Source organism: Streptomyces sp. CB01201, from assembly GCF_002803085.1.
GTDB lineage: Bacteria > Actinomycetota > Actinomycetes > Streptomycetales > Streptomycetaceae > Streptomyces > Streptomyces hundungensis.
Genome location: NZ_NNBJ01000037.1, coordinates 1 through 21,450, shown reverse-complemented (window position 1 = coordinate 21,450; position 21,450 = coordinate 1). Strand labels below are relative to the sequence as shown.

At 68.5% G+C, this 21,450-nt stretch carries 25 protein-coding genes; 13 read left to right on the top strand and 12 right to left on the bottom strand.

The window, feature by feature from the left end; all coding sequences use genetic code 11:
- Positions 1-145: 145 nt before the first annotated feature.
- The 6 genes from CG740_RS39155 to CG740_RS39130 all read right to left on the bottom strand — a co-directional run bounded on the left by CG740_RS39155 (position 146) and on the right by CG740_RS39130 (position 3,971).
- The gene (locus CG740_RS39155) at positions 146-997 is read right to left on the bottom strand and encodes an IS5 family transposase (RefSeq protein ID WP_100580089.1); all 852 of its coding nucleotides are present in this window, start codon (positions 995-997) and stop codon (positions 146-148) included.
- A gap of 94 nt (positions 998-1,091) precedes the next feature.
- Positions 1,092-1,508: a RacP protein gene (locus CG740_RS39150; protein ID WP_100580088.1), complete on the bottom strand. Its 417-nt coding sequence runs from the start codon at positions 1,506-1,508 to the stop codon at positions 1,092-1,094.
- The gene (locus CG740_RS39145) at positions 1,508-2,635 is read right to left on the bottom strand and encodes a DUF6192 family protein (RefSeq protein ID WP_234376768.1); all 1,128 of its coding nucleotides are present in this window, start codon (positions 2,633-2,635) and stop codon (positions 1,508-1,510) included. The genes CG740_RS39150 and CG740_RS39145 overlap by 1 nt, the downstream gene beginning before the upstream one ends.
- Positions 2,636-3,070: 435 nt before the next feature.
- Entirely contained in the window at positions 3,071-3,436 is a 366-nt protein-coding gene (locus CG740_RS39140) for a zeta toxin family protein (protein WP_199846721.1), read from the bottom strand.
- 35 nt (positions 3,437-3,471) lie between these two features.
- Positions 3,472-3,717, bottom strand: coding sequence for a type II toxin-antitoxin system RelE family toxin (locus tag CG740_RS39135; protein ID WP_100580087.1), 246 nt, complete (start codon positions 3,715-3,717; stop codon positions 3,472-3,474).
- A complete protein-coding gene (locus CG740_RS39130) occupies positions 3,714-3,971 on the bottom strand; it encodes a type II toxin-antitoxin system Phd/YefM family antitoxin (RefSeq protein ID WP_100580093.1) in 258 nt (85 codons plus the stop codon). The genes CG740_RS39135 and CG740_RS39130 overlap by 4 nt, the downstream gene beginning before the upstream one ends.
- Before the next feature lie 529 nt (positions 3,972-4,500).
- Between CG740_RS39130 and CG740_RS39125 the strand changes: the two genes are divergently transcribed.
- The 5 genes from CG740_RS39125 (at position 4,501) to CG740_RS39110 (ending at position 6,877) form a co-directional block, all read left to right on the top strand.
- On the top strand, positions 4,501-5,022 hold the full coding sequence (locus CG740_RS39125) for an RNA polymerase sigma factor (RefSeq protein WP_100580086.1): 522 nt from the start codon (positions 4,501-4,503) through the stop codon (positions 5,020-5,022).
- A complete protein-coding gene (locus CG740_RS39120; protein ID WP_100580085.1) occupies positions 5,019-5,714 on the top strand; it encodes a hypothetical protein in 696 nt (231 codons plus the stop codon). Before CG740_RS39125 ends, CG740_RS39120 begins: the two co-directional genes overlap by 4 nt.
- Before the next feature lie 89 nt (positions 5,715-5,803).
- Entirely contained in the window at positions 5,804-5,980 is a 177-nt protein-coding gene (locus CG740_RS40640) for a hypothetical protein (protein WP_199846720.1), read from the top strand.
- Between the two features lie 152 nt (positions 5,981-6,132).
- Complete coding sequence (locus CG740_RS39115) at positions 6,133-6,378, top strand: hypothetical protein (RefSeq protein ID WP_100580084.1); 246 nt, start codon at positions 6,133-6,135, stop codon at positions 6,376-6,378.
- Positions 6,379-6,595: 217 nt separating this feature from the next.
- Positions 6,596-6,877 (top strand): hypothetical protein, encoded by a 282-nt coding sequence (locus CG740_RS39110; RefSeq protein ID WP_199846719.1) that lies wholly within the window; start codon positions 6,596-6,598, stop codon positions 6,875-6,877.
- Positions 6,878-6,928: 51 nt separating this feature from the next.
- Here CG740_RS39110 and CG740_RS39105 read toward each other — a convergent pair whose 3' ends face one another.
- Entirely contained in the window at positions 6,929-7,303 is a 375-nt protein-coding gene (locus CG740_RS39105; RefSeq protein ID WP_100580083.1) for a hypothetical protein, read from the bottom strand.
- Positions 7,304-7,851: 548 nt separating this feature from the next.
- Between CG740_RS39105 and CG740_RS39100 the strand changes: the two genes are divergently transcribed.
- Positions 7,852-8,720 (top strand): IS5 family transposase gene (locus tag CG740_RS39100; protein WP_442802876.1). Its coding sequence is split into 2 segments (ribosomal slippage): positions 7,852-8,218 and positions 8,218-8,720, totalling 870 coding nucleotides; the frame shifts between segments, so codons are not numbered across the junction.
- Here the strand turns inward: CG740_RS39100 and CG740_RS39095 are convergent.
- Complete coding sequence (locus CG740_RS39095) at positions 8,653-9,084, bottom strand: DUF5959 family protein (protein ID WP_100580082.1); 432 nt, start codon at positions 9,082-9,084, stop codon at positions 8,653-8,655. The two genes, CG740_RS39100 and CG740_RS39095, sit on opposite strands and share 68 nt — an antisense overlap.
- Before the next feature lie 550 nt (positions 9,085-9,634).
- Here CG740_RS39095 and tap point away from each other — a divergent pair.
- From tap to CG740_RS39065, 6 genes are all read left to right on the top strand, one after another.
- Positions 9,635-11,740, top strand: a complete 2,106-nt coding sequence (gene tap / locus CG740_RS39090) for a telomere-associated protein Tap (RefSeq protein WP_100580081.1) — start codon at positions 9,635-9,637, stop codon at positions 11,738-11,740.
- A gap of 3 nt (positions 11,741-11,743) precedes the next feature.
- Positions 11,744-12,301 carry a telomere-protecting terminal protein Tpg gene (gene tpg / locus CG740_RS39085; RefSeq protein ID WP_100580080.1) on the top strand — a complete coding sequence of 186 codons (558 nt, stop codon included), beginning with the start codon at positions 11,744-11,746 and terminating at the stop codon, positions 12,299-12,301.
- An 875-nt stretch (positions 12,302-13,176) separates the two neighbouring features.
- The gene (locus CG740_RS39080) at positions 13,177-14,241 is read left to right on the top strand and encodes a hypothetical protein (RefSeq protein WP_100580079.1); all 1,065 of its coding nucleotides are present in this window, start codon (positions 13,177-13,179) and stop codon (positions 14,239-14,241) included.
- 360 nt (positions 14,242-14,601) lie between these two features.
- Positions 14,602-15,000 carry a hypothetical protein gene (locus CG740_RS39075; protein ID WP_100580078.1) on the top strand — a complete coding sequence of 133 codons (399 nt, stop codon included), beginning with the start codon at positions 14,602-14,604 and terminating at the stop codon, positions 14,998-15,000.
- A 77-nt stretch (positions 15,001-15,077) separates the two neighbouring features.
- A complete protein-coding gene (locus tag CG740_RS39070; protein WP_100580092.1) occupies positions 15,078-15,383 on the top strand; it encodes a DUF6247 family protein in 306 nt (101 codons plus the stop codon).
- Positions 15,380-15,640, top strand: coding sequence for a hypothetical protein (locus tag CG740_RS39065; RefSeq protein WP_100580077.1), 261 nt, complete (start codon positions 15,380-15,382; stop codon positions 15,638-15,640). Before CG740_RS39070 ends, CG740_RS39065 begins: the two co-directional genes overlap by 4 nt.
- A 282-nt stretch (positions 15,641-15,922) precedes the next feature.
- On the opposite strand, the gene CG740_RS39060 is transcribed toward CG740_RS39065, so the two are convergent.
- Positions 15,923-17,305 (bottom strand): serine/threonine-protein kinase, encoded by a 1,383-nt coding sequence (locus CG740_RS39060; RefSeq protein WP_159030569.1) that lies wholly within the window; start codon positions 17,303-17,305, stop codon positions 15,923-15,925.
- A gap of 1,053 nt (positions 17,306-18,358) precedes the next feature.
- Here CG740_RS39060 and CG740_RS40165 point away from each other — a divergent pair.
- On the top strand, positions 18,359-18,517 hold the full coding sequence (locus tag CG740_RS40165) for a hypothetical protein (RefSeq protein WP_159030568.1): 159 nt from the start codon (positions 18,359-18,361) through the stop codon (positions 18,515-18,517).
- A 20-nt stretch (positions 18,518-18,537) separates the two neighbouring features.
- Here CG740_RS40165 and CG740_RS40160 read toward each other — a convergent pair whose 3' ends face one another.
- The 3 genes from CG740_RS40160 to CG740_RS39045 all read right to left on the bottom strand — a co-directional run bounded on the left by CG740_RS40160 (position 18,538) and on the right by CG740_RS39045 (position 20,267).
- A complete protein-coding gene (locus CG740_RS40160; RefSeq protein ID WP_159030567.1) occupies positions 18,538-18,780 on the bottom strand; it encodes a hypothetical protein in 243 nt (80 codons plus the stop codon).
- Between the two features lie 354 nt (positions 18,781-19,134).
- Positions 19,135-19,623, bottom strand: a complete 489-nt coding sequence (locus tag CG740_RS39050; RefSeq protein ID WP_159030566.1) for a hypothetical protein — start codon at positions 19,621-19,623, stop codon at positions 19,135-19,137.
- Positions 19,620-20,267: a helix-turn-helix domain-containing protein gene (locus CG740_RS39045; protein ID WP_100580074.1), complete on the bottom strand. Its 648-nt coding sequence runs from the start codon at positions 20,265-20,267 to the stop codon at positions 19,620-19,622. The genes CG740_RS39050 and CG740_RS39045 overlap by 4 nt, the downstream gene beginning before the upstream one ends.
- Between the last annotated feature and the right edge of the window lie 1,183 nt (positions 20,268-21,450).

The window sequence follows — 21,450 nt, the reverse complement described above, 5'->3', positions numbered from 1 at the left end:
CGATTTCGGGGACTGAAGCGGGGTCTGGTCTGGGGGTTGGAGCGGGTGGAGAATGTGGACATGACGCCGGTGGCAGCCCGTCGATGGACGTGAGGGCTTGTGGGGTGGGTCACGGTCGCGACAGTCGCGAAATTGATGTTGGCCGTCAGGCGGCGGTGGCCATCGCTGCCGGGGTTGCCCGTGGCGACCGTCGCGCCGGTTTCCGGGTGAGGCGGCGGGTCATCAGCGTGATGGACGCCCACGTGATCAGTAACTCGCTGACCTGCGGGAGCCGTTCGTGGTCCCGGCAGTGTCGGCGGGCCCGCATAATCCACGACAGCGAGCGTTCGACGACCCAGCGGCGGGGTAGGACAATGAAACCCGTGGTGTTCGGCGGCCTGCGAACCGTTTTAAGGGTGATGTTCACACGGTCTTTTGCCCAGGTCACGAGCTGTCCGGCATAGGCCGAGTCGGCCCAGACGGTGGCAATCTCGGGGTGCATCAGGTGCAGCCGGAACAGGATCTCCTTGGCCGCGTCGCGGTCCTGGATGTCGGCCGGGGTGACCATGACGAGCAGGACCAGGCCACGGGTGTCGACGACCAAGTGCCTCTTGCGGCCGTTGATTTTCTTCGCTCCGTCATAGCCGCGGCTGTCCTTGCCGACGGTCTCGGACGCCTTGACGCTCTGGGAGTCGACGACCACGGCGACGGCCTGCGGGGGCTTGCCGGAGGAGAGCCGGACGGCCCGCCGGAGGTGGTCACGGATGAGGCTGATGACGCCGGTGGCGGCCCAGCGCCGGGCGAACCCGTAGATCGTGCGCCAGGGTGGGTAGTCGGCGGGCATCGCCCGCCACTTGATCCCGTTGTCGACGACATAGCGGATACCGTCGACGATGTCGCGGCGGTGCCATTTCTCCGGCCGGCCCCGGCCGGTCTCGCAGGCCGGAGGCGGCAACAGCGGCTCCAACAGGGCCCATTCGGCGTCCGTCATGTCGGACGGATAGCTGCATCGGCGCATCGTGAACCGGAGGGGTCCTGGCCGGGCTGATGCGGGAGGGAGCCGGCCAGGACCCCGGTCCTTCCGGTCGCTTCGGCGTCCCGGGACAGGAGGTTCATCCGCTCTGTGAGGCTGCCATCTCCAAGGTGGCCTTGACCGCTTCGATCTGCGTGTTCAGGTAGTTCGCCCACCGGCTCCTGGGGAACAGAGCCAGGTGCGGAGCGAGCGTGCCCGTGATCATCCGCTTGAACTGGGTGAGCTTCTCACTGACCCAGGCCCTCTCCCACTCCTCCAGCTCGATCTCGCTCGCGCAGAAGTGGTAACCCCGTTCACGGGTCCATAGCAGTGGGGGCCAGCCCTTCTGAGCGGCCAGGTCACGCAGGGCGGTCAGCCCGCTGCGGGTCTGGTACTCACTCAGCTCACAGGCTCCCATCAGGCGTTTGAACGGCAGCCCCGACGGGGCTGCCTCCAGCAGAGCGATCTGAATCAGCTCGGAGTGACGCTCCGCGGCCGGGGAGCGCTTGCGCGCCACTACTCACCCCGCAGCATGCGGGCGAGTTCTTCGTCCATGTCGACCCGCCCGGTGGACACCGCGGTCTCCAGCCAGTCCAGTACCGCCCGAGCACGGCCGATGTTGTTCAAAACGACCTCGCGCTCGTCCCCGCTCCACTCACGGCCCCGCAGCTTGGGGACCGACTGCGAGGCTTCGCGCACGAACCGGTGGATCGAGCCGAGCAGATCGACGAAGTCCTCGGTCCGCTCGATCCGCCGGATCGCCGGCGCGACCGGCGACTCCCGCCGGAAGGCCTCAGCCTGTTGGCGCGAGCGTTCGACCTGGGCCCGGTTGACCGCCAGCCGGGCCCGGTCATCAGCTGCCACCCGGGCAGCAACCTCCGGCCGACGCAGCACGTCAGAGGCCAGCTTGGCCGCAGCGACGTCGTCGGTGACCACATGGTGCACGGCCTCCACGCGATGCTCGGGCGTCTGGGCATCGTTCAGGGTGCGGCGCACGTCGATGTCCTGGAGCAGCCGCGCCGCCACCGCCGGCCGCCGCAGCACGTCCCGCGCCGCAGTGACCGCGACGTCCTCGTCGAGAGCCAGATCGTGGATGCGCTCCACCTTCTCCTGGACAGTCCCGGGACGCTCAGGCCGGTGGCCGGCCCGTTTCTTGGCCAGGTCCGCCGTCCACCGCCGCACCCCGGTGACCTCGTCGACGGGCACCTTGTCGATCGCGGCGAACCGTTCCTCGTCGTCGGGGATGTTGGCCAGCACGGCGTGGACCTTGTGGGAGACGCCGTCGCGGCGTTTGCCGACGGGCCACCGGTGCGAGGTGAACCGGTAGTGCAACACGGTCTTGAGCGACAAGCCGATGTCGTCGGCATAGATCTGCAACGACGCCTTCACCCCGAACAGCGTGTCCGAGGTCGGCGCCGACCCCCCGACCGGCCGCATCGGCTCGATCTCCAGCGCGTGGTCGCCGATGGTGAACATCGCGCGGCCGATCTGAGCGACCAACTGCCGGTCACCGGAGATGATTTCGTCGTAACGGCGCTGGGAAACCTGTCCGACTTTCTCTTCCGACATGGGGAACACCACCCCTTTGTCCGAGGCCGGGCGCGGCACGAAGCGCCGCAAGGAACCCACGGCCCCTTGCTCCATTCGGAGGGTCCTCCCGCCGCGAGATCGTCAACAAGACATGACGCCAACTCGGTCAAACTCGGCGCGAGTTGAACAAATAGGGCGTTCATAACAGCGTCACTGTGACGCTGTTCCGGACGCTTCATGTCGCTGCCTCCAGGCCCTTGTCCGGCACCTCGGCGAGCAGTAGACCGTGCCCGCCGGATGCTCGACCCCCGGCGTCCACCGCGTCCCGCACGACGGACACTCCGCGGCGTCCCGGGCCTTGGTCAACGCCACCACCCTCGCCCGCACCCGGCGGGCCTGATGCCAGTGCCTGGAGCGACACACCGCCGAACAGAACCGGGCCCGCGGGCCGGCGTCCAGCCGAAGCCGTTCACCACAGACCGGGCAGTACCGGACCACCGCCCGGCCATCACCATCGGCCACCACCCCAGGCTAGGGCTGACCAGAAGATCACTTCAGCAACTTCGAAAACGGGCACTCACGAACGTGTTCCTCGACCCCGGCCTGCCAGGCACGTGCGTCCGCACGGACCAGGACACCGGCCGTGCGGACGTCCTCGGCCAGAGCCTCGGCATAGGCCGGATGCTCGACCTTGTACAGGTCACTGCAGACCCGCACCGCACCGCCCCGGCGGTCGAGCACCGCGTGCAGGAGGTCGGCGACGACGGTCTTCCCACTGCCCGGCGGACCGGCCACGAACAGCACGACAGGCTGCTCCTGACGGACCGCGCCATGGGTCGCGGCCGGCAGAATACGGCGCGTCAGAACGCGCCGGCTGACACGGTCAGTCAGCACCACCGAGTCGGTGTCCGCCATTCCCGCCCCGCCGGGGAATCCTTCGGCTCTCATGGTCAGCGCAGGCGTCCCAGGTGAATGACGCTGACCCGGATCTGCTGATCGCTGATCTCATACAGCACCCGGTAGACCCCGACATGAATGCGCAGCACGTCAGAGCTGCCGAAGGCGCCCTCGGGGCGCGGTTCGACAGCGAGGTGGTCGACGGCCGTGAAGACCTGCCGCACGCCGGCCGGGTCGTCCTTGGCGAACTGTTCCGCCTGAGCGAGAGCCTCGGGTTCCCAGATGACCTCGTAGCTCACGCCTCATCCCCGAACACACGCCGGTACGCCTCATGGTGCGGGACGCCGGCGTCCTCACCCCTGGCCTGGCGGGCCCGGTGGGCCGCCAGGGCCCGCATCTCCTGGAGCTCCAGAGCATCGGCGGGACTGACCAGGATGGCGATGGTGTGACCGTGATCGGTGATGGCGACCGGTTCACGCGTAGCGCTGACCTCACGGGCGATGGCCCCGAGGCGGGCCCGAGCTTCCACGATCGAATACGTCGTCTCCGTCATGCACACCACATTACAGAAGTGTGCACATCATGGAACCCCACTCGTTCGCTCTCCCCGCGGCTGCACTGTTTCCTTTGCCATTCGCAACACGATGACCGTCCGCTCCTGATCGCCGGGGGTGGCGCCGCGGCGGGTCGGCTCAAGACCGGACGCAGCCCAGGGGAGATCCCGGCCCACGCCGGAGACCTCGCAGTCGCGGTGCTGCACGAGATCCACCGATCCTGATCTGAGCTTATTCCGGGGTCAGTTGAGGGAAATTCACTCGGAAGTGTGAGCTGCGCCGCGTGAGACCGTTGGCCAGGCATGTGACGTCGATCACTCAACGGTTTAGGAGTGGTCGATACCAATCTCGCGCCAGCGCAGGTCACCGCGCATTCCTCCCTGCAAACGATCACTGTGGGCGACGCGGAAATCCCGGCGAGTGACTTTGGTGGGAGCAGGCATGCGTGTTCGGCCCGATCCGCCGGTTGAGTGAACTCACACCGGCGCATCCGCCGGGCCCCGCCAACTCCCTCAACGAAGAGGACCCATGTTCGAAGACGTCCGTAGGGACGAGGGCTCCAGCCCCGTGGAAGCCCCGCTGCGGCTTCCGCTGGACTTCGAGGCGCACTACCTCATGAACCAGCAGGCATGGCACGACTATGCGCTGTGGTTCCTGCGCACCAACGACCGTGCGGAACGCGCGGTGCACCGGGTGTTCCTGGAAATACTGCGGCACTGGGACGCCCTGCTGGGGGAGAGCGATCTGCAGCAGCAGACCTGGGCCATCCTGCGCCAGGTCGTCATCGACGAAATCCTGGGCGACGCCCGGAAGCAACTGCTCGCGATGGACAGCGGCATCGGACTGTACCCAGCCCTGGGCAAGCTGCCGCAGCGCCAGTTCGACGTGATCATCCTGCGCTACATCATGAACTACAGCACCAAGCGCATCAGTTGGTACCTGGGGATCACGCCCAGCACCGTCGACTACCACTGCCGCAGGGCCCGGGACCGGCTCGCGCCGCTCTACCAGCGCGCATACAGGACAGACGAGAAGGGGGACTCGAAGTGAGCAGCAGTATCTGGGAGAAGCGGCTGGCCGAGGCGGACATCTCCGCGCGCGAGGTGCGCCGGCCGTTCGATGTCGCGGCCGGACTGCGACGCCTCGCGGAAGACGCCGGATACATTGCGCCCGCCGCCAAGGAGCCTGATGGTTCCCTGGCGCGCCACCGCCTCGACGCCGTCGCCCGCCTGGCGGTGACGGAGGCCGGGGCCGCGGCCCACGTGGAGGAGCTGTCCGCGGTCATCGGCGATCACGGCGAGGACGGGCCGGCGCCCGCGGGCTTCGACGGGTGGACCCGCGACGTCCTCGACATCCCCGGCGTCAACGTGTTCGCCTGCACGCTCTACCTCGCCCACCACCCGGAGAGCGCCGTGTTCTGGTGGCAACTGGCCGCCGGCGCCGGGCACAGCGGCGCCGCGTACTGCCTGCACCTGCACCATCTCTCCAACGGCGAGGTCCGCGACGCTGCGCTCTGGAAGCACCAGGCGGCCACGCTGTTCAAGGGCACGGAGGCCTTCTTCGACGACGTGGAGAACCTCACCGGCTACGCCATGCGCATCGGCTGCCGGCGGATGATGGCGACGCGCCGCCTGGAGGAGGAAGTCGACCGGCTCGCCGAGCGGCATCACGGCGGCGGCCTGGTCAGCCGCCTCGACAGCCGACTCGCCGACCAGATCCACGAACTGGCCGCACAGCACTGACCACAGCCACCCGGCCGGGGCCCACGGTTTCCACGCCTCCGGGCCCCAGCCGGGCTTTCCAGCGACACCCCAATGAACGGAGCGTCACCATGGAGAGTAACGACCTGCCCCTCACCCCGGGGAGCACGGGACCAATTCGCCGCGTATGGGCGTGGATTCGCCGCCGGCGCCGGCTGATGGTGGTAAGCGTGGTCCGGGGCGCGTGCTACGGAGTCGGCACCGGTCTGGTCGGCCTGGTCTTCTGGTGGATCCAGCTGAACCTCTAACCACTGGACGGCGCCCGGCGGGCCGAGCCCTGCCGACTGATCTCCCGGGCCGATCACCGAAAGAGCCTGGCGGCCTTCTCCTTTGCCATGCCTCGGCAGCCGCCCGCCGGGGTAGCTACTCAACTCGGCGCAGACACTGAGGAGGAGGCCGCATGGAGCGGGAATACCCCAGGAAAACAGCGTTCGAGAGCTGGCTGGCCGACCGTGCTGCCGGAGCTCAGGAGCTCGATGGCATGATGCCGGAGCCGCCCAGCAGCAGCGCTCGGTGGGCAGCCTGCGAGACGGTCCGGATCTACCACCAGGTCGGCAATCCCCTCAACCCCCATCTCGCCCAGACGGTGGCCGCCGTTCTCTACATCGACCCGTGGGACGTCGTCGACGCTTTTCAACAGCAGTAGGCAGCGGGGCCTGGAGATTCAGTCCAGACGGCCGTCATCGTCCTCTTGGGTTTGGGCTTGGGCTGCCGTTGGTAGTGGGCGCCTGTTAAGACGTGGCGGCGGGCTCCGTTACAGCATCCTCACCGGCGCCGCCGCCGGCGGCGAACAGCCCTGGAAGTACTACGACCTCGGCGACGGCTACTGCAGCTACGACTTCTTCGCCAAGTGCCCCCACCGCATGGCCTGCGCCCGCTGCCCCTTCTACGTCCCCAAGGAGTCGACCAAGGGCCAGCTCCTCGCGGTCAAGGACGGCATCAACAGGATGCTCGAACAGGTCGACCTCACCGACGACGAGCGCGAAGCACTCGAAGGTGACCGCGACGCCGTTACCGCCCTGGTCGAGCGACTGGCCGACATCCCCACACCTGCTGGGCCCACACCCAAAGAGCTGGGGACCGAGTCCGCCTTCATCCCCCTCACCCAGCTCACCGACACCATCTCCCGCGAGAGAGACAGCTGAGCAAGACTGGCCGCCTCCACCAGGCCGCGATCGCCTGCGGACGGTTCCCACTCAGGGTTGGGCATCCACGTCTGCGATGAGCTCCGCCACGGTGACGCCCGGCTGGACTCGAACATCGAAGTTGTAACCCTGATCGCAAAACACCAGCTCGACGGAATCCGGCATCAGCTGGCGAAGCAAGCAAGCGACCTGCGCCGAGTCTGCCAGGGCCGCGTCCAAGTACAGGCCCGTCCCGTCCTCCGGCAGAAGCACCTCGCCCGGGCCCTCATCCGTGCAGAAGCTCCAGCTGAAGGCACATACCTCGCTGCGTTGCGTCGGATCAACTTCGACCTCGGCCCAGAGTTCCGTGATCCCGGAAGTCACGGCGGCTGAGCTGACCCGCCAGGTGGTGGTCGAACCATCGAAGAACGCCATGAACGCAGCCATGCCGCGTGTCTACCACGCCCGCTCACGCACCCCACAACCGCCCCGGGAGGGCGCTCCCACCCCCAGACGAAAGGTCACGAACCTGTCTCGATTCTCAATAACTTGCCAGGTGCACGAGCAGAACGACTCCCGCGGGTACAACGGACGTCTGCCCGGTGGGTGGAGGAACTCGCGATACCGCCGCAACGCACGGTCGGTGGCACCGGGGTGAATGTAGAAGCTGCCGCTCAGGTGCTCGGCCCGCTGCACGGCCAGGCTCGCCCGGGCGGAGAGCCCATGGATCCGGAACGGTGGGGTCGGCCCCCAGACACGGGAGACCGGTTGTTCAACGCGCAGTGCGCGCGGCCGTCTACGCGGCATCGGCCTTTCGACAAATGATCACGTGAGCCATGATGCCAGGCGACCATGGCCTGCTGTACCCGGTTTCCGGCGTCTGCCACGGCGACCGGAGGCCAGCAGGGCAGTTGCGGGGGAACCCTTAGAACTCCTGACGAAATGATCTTCGAGGTGGTTGGATCACTCCGGGACCGTTGATCTGGGGGTGTGGGGTGGCTCGGCCGAAGCCCTGGCATGTCGATGACGAGTTGTGGGCGGTGATCGAGCCGCTCCTGCCGAAGGTGGAGCGTCGGGCCCGACATCCGGGACGCAAGCGGCATCCGGACGGGCTGGTGTTCCAGGGCATCCTGTTCGTGCTGCACACGGGGATCTCCTGGGAACACCTGCCGCAGGAACTCGGCTTCGGCTCGGGCATGACGTGCTGGCGTCGCCTGGCCGAGTGGACCGAGGCCGGGGTCTGGCCCCGGCTGCACGAGGTGCTCCTTGCGAAACTGCGCCGCGCGAACGTGCTGGACTTCTCCCGGGCGGCGGTCGACGGCTCCCACATCCGGGCGCTAAAGGGGGGCCCAAGACATGACGAAGTCCTGTTGACCGGGGCAGAGCGGGCAGCAAACACCACTTGATCACCGATGCCACTGGCATCCCGCTCGCGGTCACACTGACCGGCGGCAACCGCAACGACGTCACCCAGCTGATCCCTCTCCTGCAGGCCGTACCGCCGGTGCGGGGCAAACGAGGCCGGCCTCGGCGCCGGCCGGGCATGGTGCTGGGTGACCGCGGCTACGACCACGACAAGTACCGCCGCCTCGTCTGGAGCCTCGGTGTGAAACCGGTGATCGCACGCCGGGGCACCGAACACGGCTCCGGGCTGGGCACTCAACGCTGGGTCGTCGAGCGGGCCTTTGCACACCTGCACTGGTTCCGGCGCCTGCGGATCCGCTGGGAGATCCGCGACGACATCCACGAAGCCTTCCTCGCTCTCGGGTGCGCCCTCATCTGCTGGCGGCGGTTGCTCAATCCGCTGACAACATCGGAACCCAGTGCGCCATCGCCTGGTGCAAACGCTGCCGGTGATCCGTAATCCAGTCGTCCGGCGGGACGAGCGGCACTCTCACGGTGACCATGGACCCCGACTCGTCCTCTACCACCACCTCCGGACAGTCACGCTCGCCACTGAACTGGATCCAGATGGAAGGCCCCCTGTCCCACTCCATCCAGGCGACGTCCTCGTCGGCGTCGAGCCTGTCCAGCGCGTCTGCCCAGCTCTCAAGCTTCGAGGTGGACAGCACCAAATCGATACGGCCGGACACGAAGGGCGTCCTGACCACGATTTCGGCGTCGAGCCCGGCACTCCACCTGCGATCACGCCCCAGAACGTTGACGGTGACGCTGTTCCCCTCGTCATCGGCAAGGGAGATGAGCTCCCTCGGAACGATGTCGCCCATAGGTGCCCCTTCGTCGGCGAGTACGAGAGATCGTCGCCCTGTCACGAGTACGTCCGCCACTCCATTTCGTTAGGAGTTCTTAGGCAACGCCACCGCTCGGCAACCGCTCAGGTGGAGCGCAGACCGCTACCCGAGACGGCATGACCTCTGGCTGTCAGCCTCACACGCTGTTTTCGCAGGTGGAGGCGGTGCGCGATCAGGCTGTCAGGTATGAGCCAGGGGCCACCGAGGACGGTAGTTGGCGGGACACGCACCTATCCGCGCAGGTCACGGGCGGGCAGAGAAAAGCGGTTGGCGGACCTTGAGGGCGATAGTGGGCGGATCTTGCCACCTGCGATCCCGAGCTCGTGGGCATCGCCGCAGGTGAGCGCATTGGCCGTCAGTCGCCATCAAGATCCGCCACCTCTCGTGCGCGTTCGCCACCTGTAGATCTCGGTCGCAGGCCTGCGGAGCCGTCCACTTCCCGACCTCGAAGAATCCGAACGGGTTAAAAAAGCGGGTTAACCGTAAGGTTAAACAATGCTAAGGTGAGACGCGAAAGGAGATCCACATGGCATCCGAGGAAGAGCTGTTCGCGAACATCGACGCCCTGCTGGAGGAGGAACCTCAGCTCCCGCCCCCGGCGGAGCGCGCCCGCCTTCGCGAGGCCGCCGGCATCACCCAGGCCCGCCTCGCGACCGCGCTGAAGTCGACCGTGCAGACGGTCAAGAACTACGAGAACGGCAGGAGCGAGCCGAAGTCGCCGCGCCTGGAGGCGTACCAGCGGCTCCTCAAGGGCTGGGCGGCGAAGTACCCCGCCCGCGGCCACGGAGTTCCGGCCCCGGCGACTGCTCCGCCGCTTGCCCCGGTGCCGGACACGTTCACCGGACCGGCCGCGCCCGAGCCCGCCGACGCAGCCACCCCGGCGCAGGCGGCCGCGCCCGAGCGCCCCGCCCGTCCGACGACGTCGTCCCGGCGCCCAGCGGCGAAGAAGGCCGCCGCGCCCGCGACCGACCCGCGCTTCCCGCACGGCCCGCTGGCCGTTCTGGACGGCGACGGCTCCGCATACGCGGTGGGCGGCGTCGTGCTGGACTGCCCGGCGACCACCGTGCCGGAGTTGGTGGAGTGGACGCTGCGCGAGTCCGGCCTCGGTGCCGCCAAGCTCAACCGCTACGGCAAGGACAGTGACCCGCTGATCGTGCTCACCGCGGCCGCCGCCGTGAAGCTGGGGCTGCCCGAGCGCCTGGAGGGCCACGAGCAGCGCCGCTCCCTGCGCCTGCCGGAGGACCACCCGGTCGTCAAGCAGGTCGCGAAGGCCAAGTGGCAGCTCACCCAGCGCGGTTTCGGGCCCTGGGCGCGGATCTACCGCAAGGCGCAGGGCCGCGACCGCCAGTGCGTGCAGCTGGCGATCCTGTCCTGGGACGCCCTCGATGAGCGGTCCTGGCCCGGCGTCTCCGAGATGGAGCCGGCCGACATCGCCCGCGTCCTCGGCGTGTACGCGATGCGGGTCATCACCCCGCGCGGCTCCACCGCCGTCTCCGGCCTGGAGCTGATGACGGCGCTGCGCCCGCCGACGAAGGCCGTGCAGGACCCGGCGACCGGGAACTGGGTGTCCGGCTACAACCCGGGCTCGCTGGGCACGGAGCCGATGGACCCGGCGCCGCCGGAGGCCACCCCGGAGCACCCCGTCGTCGTGAACTCCGGCTGGACCGGCGGCTTCCTGAACGAGGAGGCGTACCAGTGGGTGCGGGACGTGGACACGCTCTCTGATGAGGAGTGCACGCTGCCGTACGCGGTCGGCCTCGACCTGAACACCGCCTTCCTTGCCGCCGCGGCCCGCCTGGTCGTCGGCCTCAGCGGTCCCGACCACTTCCGCGCCCCGAAGTTCAACCCGAAGATTCCCGGGAGCTGGCTGGCCGACCTGAGCCACATCGAGCTGGACCCGCGCCTGCCCTCGCCGTTCACGCCGGACGGCTCCCGGCCGACGGGCCCTGCCTGGTACCAGACGCACACCCTGGCCTACGCCCAGGAGCTCGGCTACGACGTGCACCCGATTGAGGCGTACCTGCGCCGCGAGACCGGCGCGTACCTCGACCCGTGGCACGATCGCCTCAAGAACGCCTACGTCGACACCCTCGCCGACATGGGCGTCACCCGGGACCTGTCCGACACCGAGTTCCTGGCGGCGATGGAGCACCACAAGGAGAAGGACCCGGGCCTGGCCGCCGTCCTGTCCGCGATCAAGGCCACGGTAAAGGGCGGCGTCGGCAAGCTCCGCGAGCGCCCCCAGGGCAAGTCCTACAAGGACGGCGAGCCGTGGCCGGCCCTTGCCCGGCCGACCTGGCGCCCCGACATCCGGGCCGCCGTCATCAGCAAGGCCCGCGTCAACATGCACCGCAAGCTGCGCAACATGGCGGACATGACCGGCCTGTACCCGCTCGCCGTGCTGTCCGACTGCGTCGTCTACCCGAGCCCGGGGACATCGCCGCTGGACTTCCTGCCCTACGCCGCCTCGGGCAAGCCGCAACCCGGCGGGTTCCGCCTCGGGCCGACGCCCGGCCTGGCGAAGCTGGAAGGCGTCCAGCAGATGCTGTGGGCGGTCGACCTCATGGAGAAGGGCCTGAACCCGGCCCGCCATATCAAGGGCGGCGACGCCGTCCTGGACGAAGGGGAGTAGCCGGTGGGGGAGATCGAGGACGCGATCGAGCGGGCCGACCGCGAGGCGTTCACCAAGGACCCGCCCAAGACGTTGAAGGGGCAGGTCGGGTTCCTGATCAAGCAGTTCGGCAGCGCGAAGGCCGTCGCCCAGGAGCTCGGGGTCACCGCCGACTCCGTCAACAGGTACCGGCGCGGCGCCCGCAAGCACGCCCGCGCCGACGTCGCCGCGAAGATCGACGACGCGGTGAAGGCCCGCTGGCAGCCGCTGGTGCGCAAGCGCCGGCAGAGGCAGGCCGCCGCGTCGGGCGGGATCACGGTGGAGACCCGGGCCCGGTTCGGCTACACGTCGTCCGCCGGATCGACCGACGACGGACGGTTCCGCCGCCTCACCGTGCACCTCCCCGCGACGTACGCGCAGCAGCTGTTCGACGCCCGCAATGCGGGTGCCAGCGACCAGCAGATGCGCGGAATCATCGCCGAAGGGTTCAAGGAAGTGTATTTCCAGGACGGCGGCGGCCGCGCTATGGGACTGTCGGACGTGGAAATCAACGACATCGATTACCTCGATCTGGATTACTGACCAGGAGCGAATACATGACCACGGGATTTCCAGCCATGAGCCGAAGCACGATAGTCGTCACGAAGGCAGGCTTGCTGTCACCAACAGCTCGAAGCTGGGCTGACGGGCACAGACACTACGCTCGCCGCCGATGTTCACGTCCGAGGCCCGCCCGTTGACCGCTTCTTGGCCTTCCGTCCGCCCTTGCCTGCAGTATTAACGGGCCATGCTCTGAGGCGTGATGTGGGTCGGGGAACTGCGTGCCAGGAGCCGGGGGTGTTGGTTGCAACGGCGCTGGCGTACTGGTCGACGTCGAACCACATCGTGGGTGGGGCTTCATCAGCCGCGTAGGGGAGGTATCGATTCGTCCACTCGACGCGGATCTCCTGGAACCGAATGATGACGGTGAGGTACCCGCAGCATCCGCCGCTGTACTCCGGCTCGCCCAGCTCAACCTGGCGTCCGGCCCGTGTCGCGGCCAAGGGACTGGGGCCGGACGCGGGGAAAGGATGTCCGCGTCGATGCCGTACCCATCGTCAGAGCAGTGCCTGGCGACCAGGTCCACGCCGTCGACGAAGGGCCTCACCTGAAACCAGCCACCAGGATGCGGCACCACCTTGAACTCCACCGTGCTGAACATGGGCTCGACCCTACGTTCGGACCCGGGCGAACTGCCCTGGTCTCCGGTTGGGCATCCAGGGGACTTCGGACCTGCATCCAACCCGGCGCCGTGTGCCGTTGGTGACAAGCCCTGCCCCGATCTGGTGACAGCCATGGTGCTTCACCTCACAGCTCGCCCAGGTCATCCGGGACGTCCAGTGATACCTATGGTTGGTCTGCCCTGGGTGCAGCCTGGGCCTGCGTCGCTGTCGGTGGCTGGTGGCAAGATCACCGGTATGAGTTTCGTACGCACCACTCCGCCGCGGCCTGTCGAGGTGGCGTCGGTCTTTCCTGAGCTGGCGCCGCTGGCGCGCCCTGCGATACGGCTGCATCCGCGTCCGGGGGCGCCGTCCGTCATGGACAGTTCGGTCGGTGGGCCATTGCTGTGGCCGGCAGGAGAGCCGTGGCCGCACTGCGAAGACGTCCACCTCCACGTAGACACCGGATTCCGCCAGTCACCGACCGAAGTGCGACTCGACAGAGCCCTGCAGTACCGGCGGCGCCCTGACCTGGAGTCCACGCTCACGCCCGAGGAGGAGGCGCTCAAGGAGCGCAATGCCGCGTGGCTCGCCGAACGGCTCGAAGCAGGCCTTCCCGCGCCAGCTGAATGCCCGGTCCCGATGCTGCCCGTGGCTCAGCTGTTCCTGCGCGACATATCCCTGTTGCAGCCGCCCGGGCAGGCAGACCTGCTTCAGATCCTCTGGTGCCCGTACGAGCACGATCCGGACTACAAGCCGGCGACCGCGCTGTTCTGGCGATCCGCCGCGGAAGTTGGCGACGTCCTGGTCAGGCCCCCGGCACCATACGAGGCGGACTATCCGGGCTACGTGCCGGAGCCGTGCCTGCTGGCGCCAGAACTGGTCACCGAGTATCCCAACAGCCTGGACCTGAGCCCGGAACTGCAGGAGATCCTGGAGGACTGGGACAGGTGGCAGGCAGGCGGCGCCGGCCTGGACTACTCCTACGCGGTGTATCCGCGCGAGTTCTATGACACTCATCTGGGCGACGCGCCCGGCTGGAAGGTCGGCGGCTGGCCCCCGTGGGGCCGTACCGACCCCTACCCCCGGTACTGCACGGTGTGCGAGGCGCAGATGGTCCCGCTGCTGACGATTGCTTCCTTCGAGTGGGACGGTGACGAGGGCTGGGTGCCGCAGGAGGACCAGGCCAACGCCGCCCGCTCTCACTACGCGGGGCAGAGTCCTGCACAGCCGACGGCGGTAGAAGTGGGCAGCACGGACAACATGCAGATCTATGTCTGCCCGACCTCCCCCGAGCATCCGCACACCGACCTGATCCAATGAGCCGTGTGGACGGTCACGTAATGCGTGACCGTCCACACGGAGCGCAGGCGCCGGTGACACCCCACCTGCTTCGCGCGCTTCTGGTGACAGGTAGGGCGCTGACTCGGTGACAACCCCGGTGCTTCGATCGCTCGATGTCGCAGGTCAGCGGAGGCCGACGGTGACAGCTATCGTGCTTCGGCTCAAGCCACCGACCGCGACAAAAGCCCGCTGCTCGATGCCGATCACGACGCCGTACGGATCGCCGACGCCCTGCGCCGCAGCCCGCACATCACCTTCGTCGCCCCGGCCGCGCCCGGCGACGAGTCCGTCTGATTCCGCGACGCCGACGGCACCGGCTTCGAGCTGTCCCTCACCACCGTGGAGCCGGACCCCGACGGTGAGCGGGCGGCCTACGCCTGGGACGCCGTGGCCGCCGCGATCGGCAACCACCGGCACTTCATCCGCGCCGCCCTCGAACAGCCGTCCTTCGGGCCGCTCAATCTCAACACCATCACCGCGCTCACCCGCACCGGCAACGAGTACACCCTCACGCTGACCGCCTGCTACCACCCCCGCTCCGACAACACGGAGGAACCGCCCGCCCCGGTCGCCGACATCCTCCAGGCCGTCGGCCAGCTCCGCGCCCGCCCCGACAACGACCCCGCGGACGTGACGTCCGACGCAGCGGCCGACCTCCTGGAGCACATCGCCGGGACCTGGGACCAGCAGGACGACCAGACGCGCCAGCGCGCCTACGTCCTCGCCCGGTCCTTGTAGGAGGGATCTGCCCGATGCCCGCATCCACGGCGACCCGGCGCGCGTACGGTGAGGTGACGACCCGCCGGGAGGACCAGATGAGCGCGCAGCCCGACCACACCCCCGTCACCGCCTACGCCCCCGCGCCCGGGGCGCCAGCCGAACTCCTCGCCCAGCTGCGCGCCGACAGGCGCGCGGACAGGTGGGTGCCGGCCTTCGAGCGGGAGTGGGCGGCCGCCCTTGAGGAATCGCGGCGCACGTTTTCCTTGGCCGGGCTGTACGAGGTCGTCCAGGAGTGGCAGGGCCTCATTGCCTCGGCTCCGGCGGTCGACGCGTTCGTCGCCTCCGGTTACGACGACAGCGACTTCATCGACATGGCGGAGCTCCGGGGCAGGCGCCGGTGACCGGACAGCCGTACGCGGTCCGCTTCTCCGCCCCGGCCGCCAAGGTCCTCGACGCCCTGCCCGAGCACGCGGAGGACACGGTGTGGGACGTCCTGGACGCCGCCGCGGCCGACCCTTGGGGGTTCCGGCAGTTCAACGCCGACGACCCCGAAGGCGAGGACGTCCGCCACGCCTCCATCGGCCAGCTCTCCCTCACCTACTGGGTGAACCGGCCCCTGCGCCGCCTGTCCGTTCTCACCATCACCTGGCTCGGATAGCCACCCGTGACAACGCCCTGACCCCGCAGGGGTCAGGGCGTTTCCGATCGCAGCCACGGCCGTATCCACCAGTAGCCACCCGGGCGGCAACGCGCTGCCGCCCGGTAGTCACCAGGCGCCACGGGGCCGATCGGCACCGAGCTGCCCTGCCGTTGGGCATCGGCCCGAGGGACCAGGGGCATCGGCTCTTGCAGTCAGGGATGCCACCCTGCTGGACCTTCTTGAGCGTGGCCGACGTCGGCAGCGACAGCCGTAGGGCAATGAAGCGTTCTGGGGGGGGTGTCACGATTCCTGCCAGAGCCTCAAAGCGCACAGGACATAGGAGCTGTCCCGCGGCTTGAACATCTGGTGGGACTCGTCACCCGGGTATGTGGCGGGCCAGCCGGGCACGGAACTTGGGGAGCAGGTGGCGGTGGGGTCGTCGAAGCGGCGGAGAACTTGCCAGAGCCCCGTTCCCGAGGGCTGCTTCTCGCTGCATTCGGTGGGGGACCACGATTTGGAGGAGTAAGTGAAGCACTGGCCTTGTTTGATGTTCTCCATCGAGTAGGGGGTGGTGTTGAGGTAGTGGTCGTGGACGTAGTTCCAGATCGGCTGATGGAAGATCAGGGCGACGAGGGCGACGAGGATGGCCAATATGCGGAGCCAGTTGGGATCGTCACTCGACGGGTTCTTGGTGCCGGGGGCCGTGGGGGCTGCTGGTTTCGCGGGCTGGGCCCCAGCAGGCTTGGGCGTGGGAGTTCCAGCTACTTTGGCGGCCGGGGGTTTCTTGACCGTCGGCTTCGGCTCCGTCCTCGGCGCGGTGGTGTCCTTGCTACCTCGCAGGACGGCCGCCGCCAGGTCGGCGGACATCCGCCCTTTCGGGTCTTTGACCGTCAGACCCTCGATGACTCGGGCCAGGCGCTTACCCGCTCGCACAGGTGCGGGCAGTTCGTCCAGCAACACAGCCGAGAGGCTGGCCATGCCGGAGCCCCTGTCGAACGGAGAGACCCCCTCGGTCGCGTGGTAGAGCGTCACCCCGAGAGAGAAGAGATCGGTGGCCGGGGTGGCCGGGTTGCCGCGGGCCCGCTCGGGGGCGATGTACTCCAGGGAGCCGATGACCAAGTCCTGCCCGGTCATCGAGGACTGGCCGGCCCCCTTGGCGATGCCGAAGTCGGTAAGCATCACCGTGCCGTCCGTGGCGAGCATGATGTTGGCGGGCTTGACGTCCCTATGCATGATGTCCGCCTGGTGGCAGGCGCCCAGGGCCGCCAGCATCGCCAGCGCCACTCGCTTGCCTAACTCCTGCTCGACAGGGCCGTTCTGGCGGATCTCGTCGGCCAGCGAGTGGCCCGCGATGTACTGCATGACCGTCCACGGCACGCTTCGCTCGACGACCACGTCGTGCACGGTGACGACGTTGGGGTGGTCCCGCAGTTGTGCGGCGTGGCGGGCCTCCCAGGCGGCGCGCTCCACGCGTTCGGCGGTCTCCCCGGGGGTGCTTCCCGGCGGGACGTACACCTCCTTGATGGCGACGTTGACGTTCAGCTGGTGGTCGCGGGCGAGCCAGACGCGGCCGAAGCCACCGGCGCCCAGGGGCGAGACGAGCCGGTAGCGGCCAGCGGCTAGGACTAGGCCAGAGGTAGCCTCGGTGGGCGGAACGCCCGATGCGGGTGGTAATACGGCCAACAGGATCCCCCCGATCGCTGATGCACGTACGTTGACTGAGCGTCAGCTCGAAGGCTACGTCGGGAGCGGCAAGGACGAGTGAGGAATCGCGTCGTCGATCTCCCGCTCCGCAGTGGGGCACAAGATCTGACGAATAGGGCCAGGCCACGATCAAGAGCCGAGCAGCCCACCAAAAAGCAGTTTCTCCTCCCGACATGGCACATGGGCTCATCCTTCGGTGACAAACGATCCAACATCGGTATCAGAGGACATGACAGACCCGCTCCTGGCGCGGTGTCACGCTGTGAGGCTAGGAGACTCATAGGGCGTTTTCCCAGCTAGACGGGGTGAACTATGAGGCTGTGAGGTGTCTGTGAGACGGGCCCGCCCGGCCTGCCTACCTCCGGGGCGCCGACCCCTGGCCGCGCCCGTGCTCTCGCACGCCTGGTGGTGCCCGCCGCCCCGGAGGACGATGGAGTCGTGGGCGAGCAGCACGAGGACCAGCGGCGGCCGCGCCGAACCGGCGCGGCCGCCGCTGAGCGAGGCCCGCGCCCGGGAGATGACGGCCGGGCTGCGCGAGGCGATGGACGACGTCCGGCGCTCCGTGGCGGTCTTCGCCGCCCGGGTCCGCTGCGCCCACGCCGCCCGCGTCTGGCTGCCTCTGGGGCACAGCAGCCGAGCTGCGCGGCGGAGTTCGGGATCAGCCGCGCCCAGGCGTGCCGGCTCCTCGATGTCGCCCGCGCGCTCGCCGCGATCCACGGTGCCGTCGGCCCCGAGACACCGCCCCCGGCGCCGCGGCCGCGCTCGACTACGGCCTCTCCCAGCGGGGCCTGATCGCCGTCTCCGGCCGCACAGACACCGTCGCGGAGATCATCACCCGCCGACTCGCCGCGCTCGCCCACAGCGGCCTCCAGGCCCTCGACACCGCCACGGTGCGCGCCGTGGTCCGCCAGGCCGTCCGCGACGTCCGCACCGCCCCCGGCGCCCGCCGACCCGCCAGCGGACCCGACCGTCGCCGCGCTACGCGCCGTCATCGACGACCTCGCCGCCAGCAGCCACGCGATCGGGGAGCTGATGCTCGAAGTCGCCCCCGCGTACCTCTCCGACACCGAGGCCGCCGACATCCTGGCCCTGCTGTGCGACCAGATCGGCGAGCCCCTCGACCACGGCCTCGCGGCCCGCCGCTACGCCATGTCCGGGGACCGCCGCGCCCTGTCCGGCACCGTCCTGTAGCCCGACGATCCCAGCTGCTCCTATGTGGCACACAGCCCGTTTCCCCAGGTGATCGAGGCGCGATGTGAGCCTGTGAGGTGTGAGGCGAGGGCCTGCGGCAACGGGGTGCCGCTGCTCCTGGCCGTGCTGCTCGGCGTGGTGTGCAGCGGGCTGCTGCTCGATGGGCAGCGGGGGGCGTGGCCGTGGTTGACGGGGTGCCCCTCGTGGTCCTGGTGGTGGTTGTCGGGGTGCAGCACGGTGGTGTCGGGGGTGCAGCGCAGCATTTGCCTGGGCCAGGCGGCACACGGGTGCTGCACGGGTAGCAGGCCGTCCCCGGCTGGGGCAGCAAGGGCAGCTGCTGCACGCTGCTCGGGCCCTGCTGCCTCCAGCCGGCGCCTGCTGCTCCGGGACCGGAGAGCAGGACCTCGGACCCGTCACGGCGGCTGGGGAACATCGCAGATCTGCGATGTTCCCCAGGAGATCCATTCACGGCTGCTGCATACAGCGCCCGCGGTCCGGGCGGCCTCCCTTTGTTCTGCTGCTCCAGAACAAGCCGGTTCACCGAGTGCCACCGACGCGGACATGAGCACGGCGCCACACCCGAGGGTGTAGCGCCGTGGTGCCGAGGCCGGTGGTGGTCAGCGGACGCGCTTGAGGCGGGTCGGCTTGGTGATGGGGGTGACGTTCCCCTTGGCTCTGGCTTCGGCCTTGCGGGCCTTCTCGTCCAGGTGGAGCTGGAAGCGGCGCTCGTACTCGTCCTCGAAGTCGCCAACGTCCAGGCGCATATCCCGGGGCAGGGCCTTCACGGCGCGCTGCTGCTCGCGGGGGTCGTTGAAGGCGGCGATCACCGGGTGGAGCTGGAAGCGTCCGCGGCGGACCACGGTGACGAGCCGGGCGGCGACCAGGTGCTGCATGGCCCGGCTGATCACGCCCCGCTCCATCGCGAGGCCGGCGGCCAATTCGTCGTGGGTGGCGACGACCAGGCCGCCCGGCTCCTGCTCGCTCATCATGTGAAGCAGCAGCGTGTAGGCGGTGGGAGGCAGGCGCGGCACGTACGCGAGGCCGTTGAAGCTGCCCCACAGCACGTTGCGGCGCGGCATCCATTCCTCTGCGGCAGCGGACGTCATGACGTGGCCTTCCCTTCCCCATCCGACCCCTTGCGCACTTCCAGTCTCGCGCCCGGAGCGGCCATCGCCCGGAACGCGTCGGGCGCGTCCGGGTCCTCCATGATCTCGCGCAACAGGTCCAACTGCTCCACCCTGTCCCCCATACCCGCCTTGGCGCGCTTCTTCTCGCCCTTGCGCGGCTCCCTCAGCCCTCCCCGCAGCGAAGCGGCCGGGTTGAGCTGATAGACGCCCCGCTGGACCTTACGCAGCGCCCCGTCGGCCTCCAGGACGTTGAAGACGCGGCTGATGTGAGGCCGGCTGTATCCGAGATCGGCGGACACATCCTCGTGGGTGGCCTCGATCAGCCCGCCGGGCTTCTGGGAGCCCATGAGGTGGAACAGCACCACGAGCACGAACCGGTCGGCGTCGTAGCGGACAGCGGCCCAGCGCATGAACTCCAGGCTGTCCATGGAGAACGCCTCGCCGATGAACCCCGTGCTGGAGCCGACGGGGAAGACCTGGGCAGCATGTCCGGCGGGCAGCTCAAGGGTGGAGCCGACGGACCGGTTGTACGCGGTGGGCGGCGGCTTCGGGCGGCGCCGACGACGGGACGGCGCATCGGGCAGCTTCGGCGCTGCGCTGCCGTCCAGGGGCCCTGAGCTCATGGGGTTGCCGCCTCCTTGATCGTCGTGGCGTCAGCACCATAGCGGAGATCCGTGGCAGTAGTGCCACCAAAACGCAGCAGGGCCAACACAAAAGTCACCCGTACGTCAGCCCTGGACTGACCATCGGGTCCGAGGCGACTCCGAGGGCACCGCTGACGCACCGTGCGTAGATCCGTGGCAGTACTGCCACGAAACGATGTTGATGGGTCAGGACCGCCTGACATCCCGACGGAGATATGTCAGTCCTGAGCTGACATATCTCTCCGAACCCAACGCCCTGACCTGTGTAAACCTCTAGAGCGTGCGCGCGCGTGGTACCGGATCTCACCACCGTGATCAAGCACCGCCACGCCGTGGGACCCGCGCCTCAGCAGCAGCATCAGAACCTGCCGTCCCGACCCCGACGTGGCGCGCGCGGCTTCGCGTGCGGCGCCGCGCGCCAGTGCGGATCGTGGACGGCAGCAGCGGCTCTGAGTCTCGGGTGGTACCGGGCCGTGACGATCAAACACAAGGAAGCGTGGCCGGCGCCGGTGGCGGGTTCCGCCGTACGGCCTGGCGGCCGAACGGCTCATGTACCTCCGCACGCCGAATTTCGACATTCCCATATCGGGCTTCCGTTCTGTGGCTGGGGTATTCCAGTCCGCATTAATTGGATTCAGCAGGTGAGTTTATGGCCGGGGTTGGGGGTAGCGTGCCCGGAGCCCAAATACTACACAGCCAGCGCCGGTGATGCATCACACGGGGCGCGCGTTCCCGCTCTCGGGCGATGCATCACGGAATCCACCGCACGGCAACGGGTTGGCGTGCATGCTGGCGGGGTATTGGTGAACGTGAGCGGGTCGGTTTCGAGGATGGGGGGAGGGGTTCGGGTGGAGCGCAGCGGAGCCCGTCACTGCGGTGGGGTCGGCACCCTATCGGGCCGACGGTCCGTCATTCCCGTTGTGGGGGTGGTGGCTGGGAACCCCAAGCCCTACACAGGCCCCAGCATGATGCACCCCCCTTGCTGCCAGCCCAGGCAACCGCGCTTGCGCGGGTGCCCACAATTCACGCTTGCGCGAATTGCATTCCGTCCGGAATTCCGTTTACGGAATTCCATTCCCGCGCTTGCGCGGGAATCCGAATTGCGCTTGCGCAATTCGCTCTCTATGCCCCGGCTTGCCGGGGCATATCCCGCTCCGCGGGA

Excerpts from the sequence above, each read along its gene's own strand:
- CG740_RS39140 (WP_199846721.1), bottom strand. The coding sequence starts at position 3,436 with ATGGCGGACACCGACTCGGTGGTGCTGACTGACCGTGTCAGCCGGCGC.
- CG740_RS39070 (WP_100580092.1), top strand. The coding sequence starts at position 15,078 with ATGAGCGCGCAGCCCGACCACACCCCCGTCACCGCCTACGCCCCCGCG.
- CG740_RS39105 (WP_100580083.1), bottom strand. The coding sequence starts at position 7,303 with ATGGCTGCGTTCATGGCGTTCTTCGATGGTTCGACCACCACCTGGCGG.
- CG740_RS39130 (WP_100580093.1), bottom strand. The coding sequence starts at position 3,971 with ATGACGGAGACGACGTATTCGATCGTGGAAGCTCGGGCCCGCCTCGGG.
- CG740_RS39115 (WP_100580084.1), top strand. The coding sequence starts at position 6,133 with ATGGAGCGGGAATACCCCAGGAAAACAGCGTTCGAGAGCTGGCTGGCC.
- CG740_RS39145 (WP_234376768.1), bottom strand. The coding sequence starts at position 2,635 with ATGGAGCAAGGGGCCGTGGGTTCCTTGCGGCGCTTCGTGCCGCGCCCG.
- CG740_RS39125 (WP_100580086.1), top strand. The coding sequence starts at position 4,501 with ATGTTCGAAGACGTCCGTAGGGACGAGGGCTCCAGCCCCGTGGAAGCC.
- CG740_RS40165 (WP_159030568.1), top strand. The coding sequence starts at position 18,359 with ATGCTCGAAGTCGCCCCCGCGTACCTCTCCGACACCGAGGCCGCCGAC.
- CG740_RS39080 (WP_100580079.1), top strand. The coding sequence starts at position 13,177 with ATGAGTTTCGTACGCACCACTCCGCCGCGGCCTGTCGAGGTGGCGTCG.
- CG740_RS39110 (WP_199846719.1), top strand. The coding sequence starts at position 6,596 with ATGGCCTGCGCCCGCTGCCCCTTCTACGTCCCCAAGGAGTCGACCAAG.
- CG740_RS39155 (WP_100580089.1), bottom strand. The coding sequence starts at position 997 with ATGCGCCGATGCAGCTATCCGTCCGACATGACGGACGCCGAATGGGCC.
- tap (WP_100580081.1), top strand. The coding sequence starts at position 9,635 with ATGGCATCCGAGGAAGAGCTGTTCGCGAACATCGACGCCCTGCTGGAG.
- CG740_RS39050 (WP_159030566.1), bottom strand. The coding sequence starts at position 19,623 with ATGACGTCCGCTGCCGCAGAGGAATGGATGCCGCGCCGCAACGTGCTG.
- CG740_RS39045 (WP_100580074.1), bottom strand. The coding sequence starts at position 20,267 with ATGAGCTCAGGGCCCCTGGACGGCAGCGCAGCGCCGAAGCTGCCCGAT.
- CG740_RS40640 (WP_199846720.1), top strand. The coding sequence starts at position 5,804 with ATGGAGAGTAACGACCTGCCCCTCACCCCGGGGAGCACGGGACCAATT.
- CG740_RS39095 (WP_100580082.1), bottom strand. The coding sequence starts at position 9,084 with ATGGGCGACATCGTTCCGAGGGAGCTCATCTCCCTTGCCGATGACGAG.
- CG740_RS40160 (WP_159030567.1), bottom strand. The coding sequence starts at position 18,780 with ATGCTGCGCTGCACCCCCGACACCACCGTGCTGCACCCCGACAACCAC.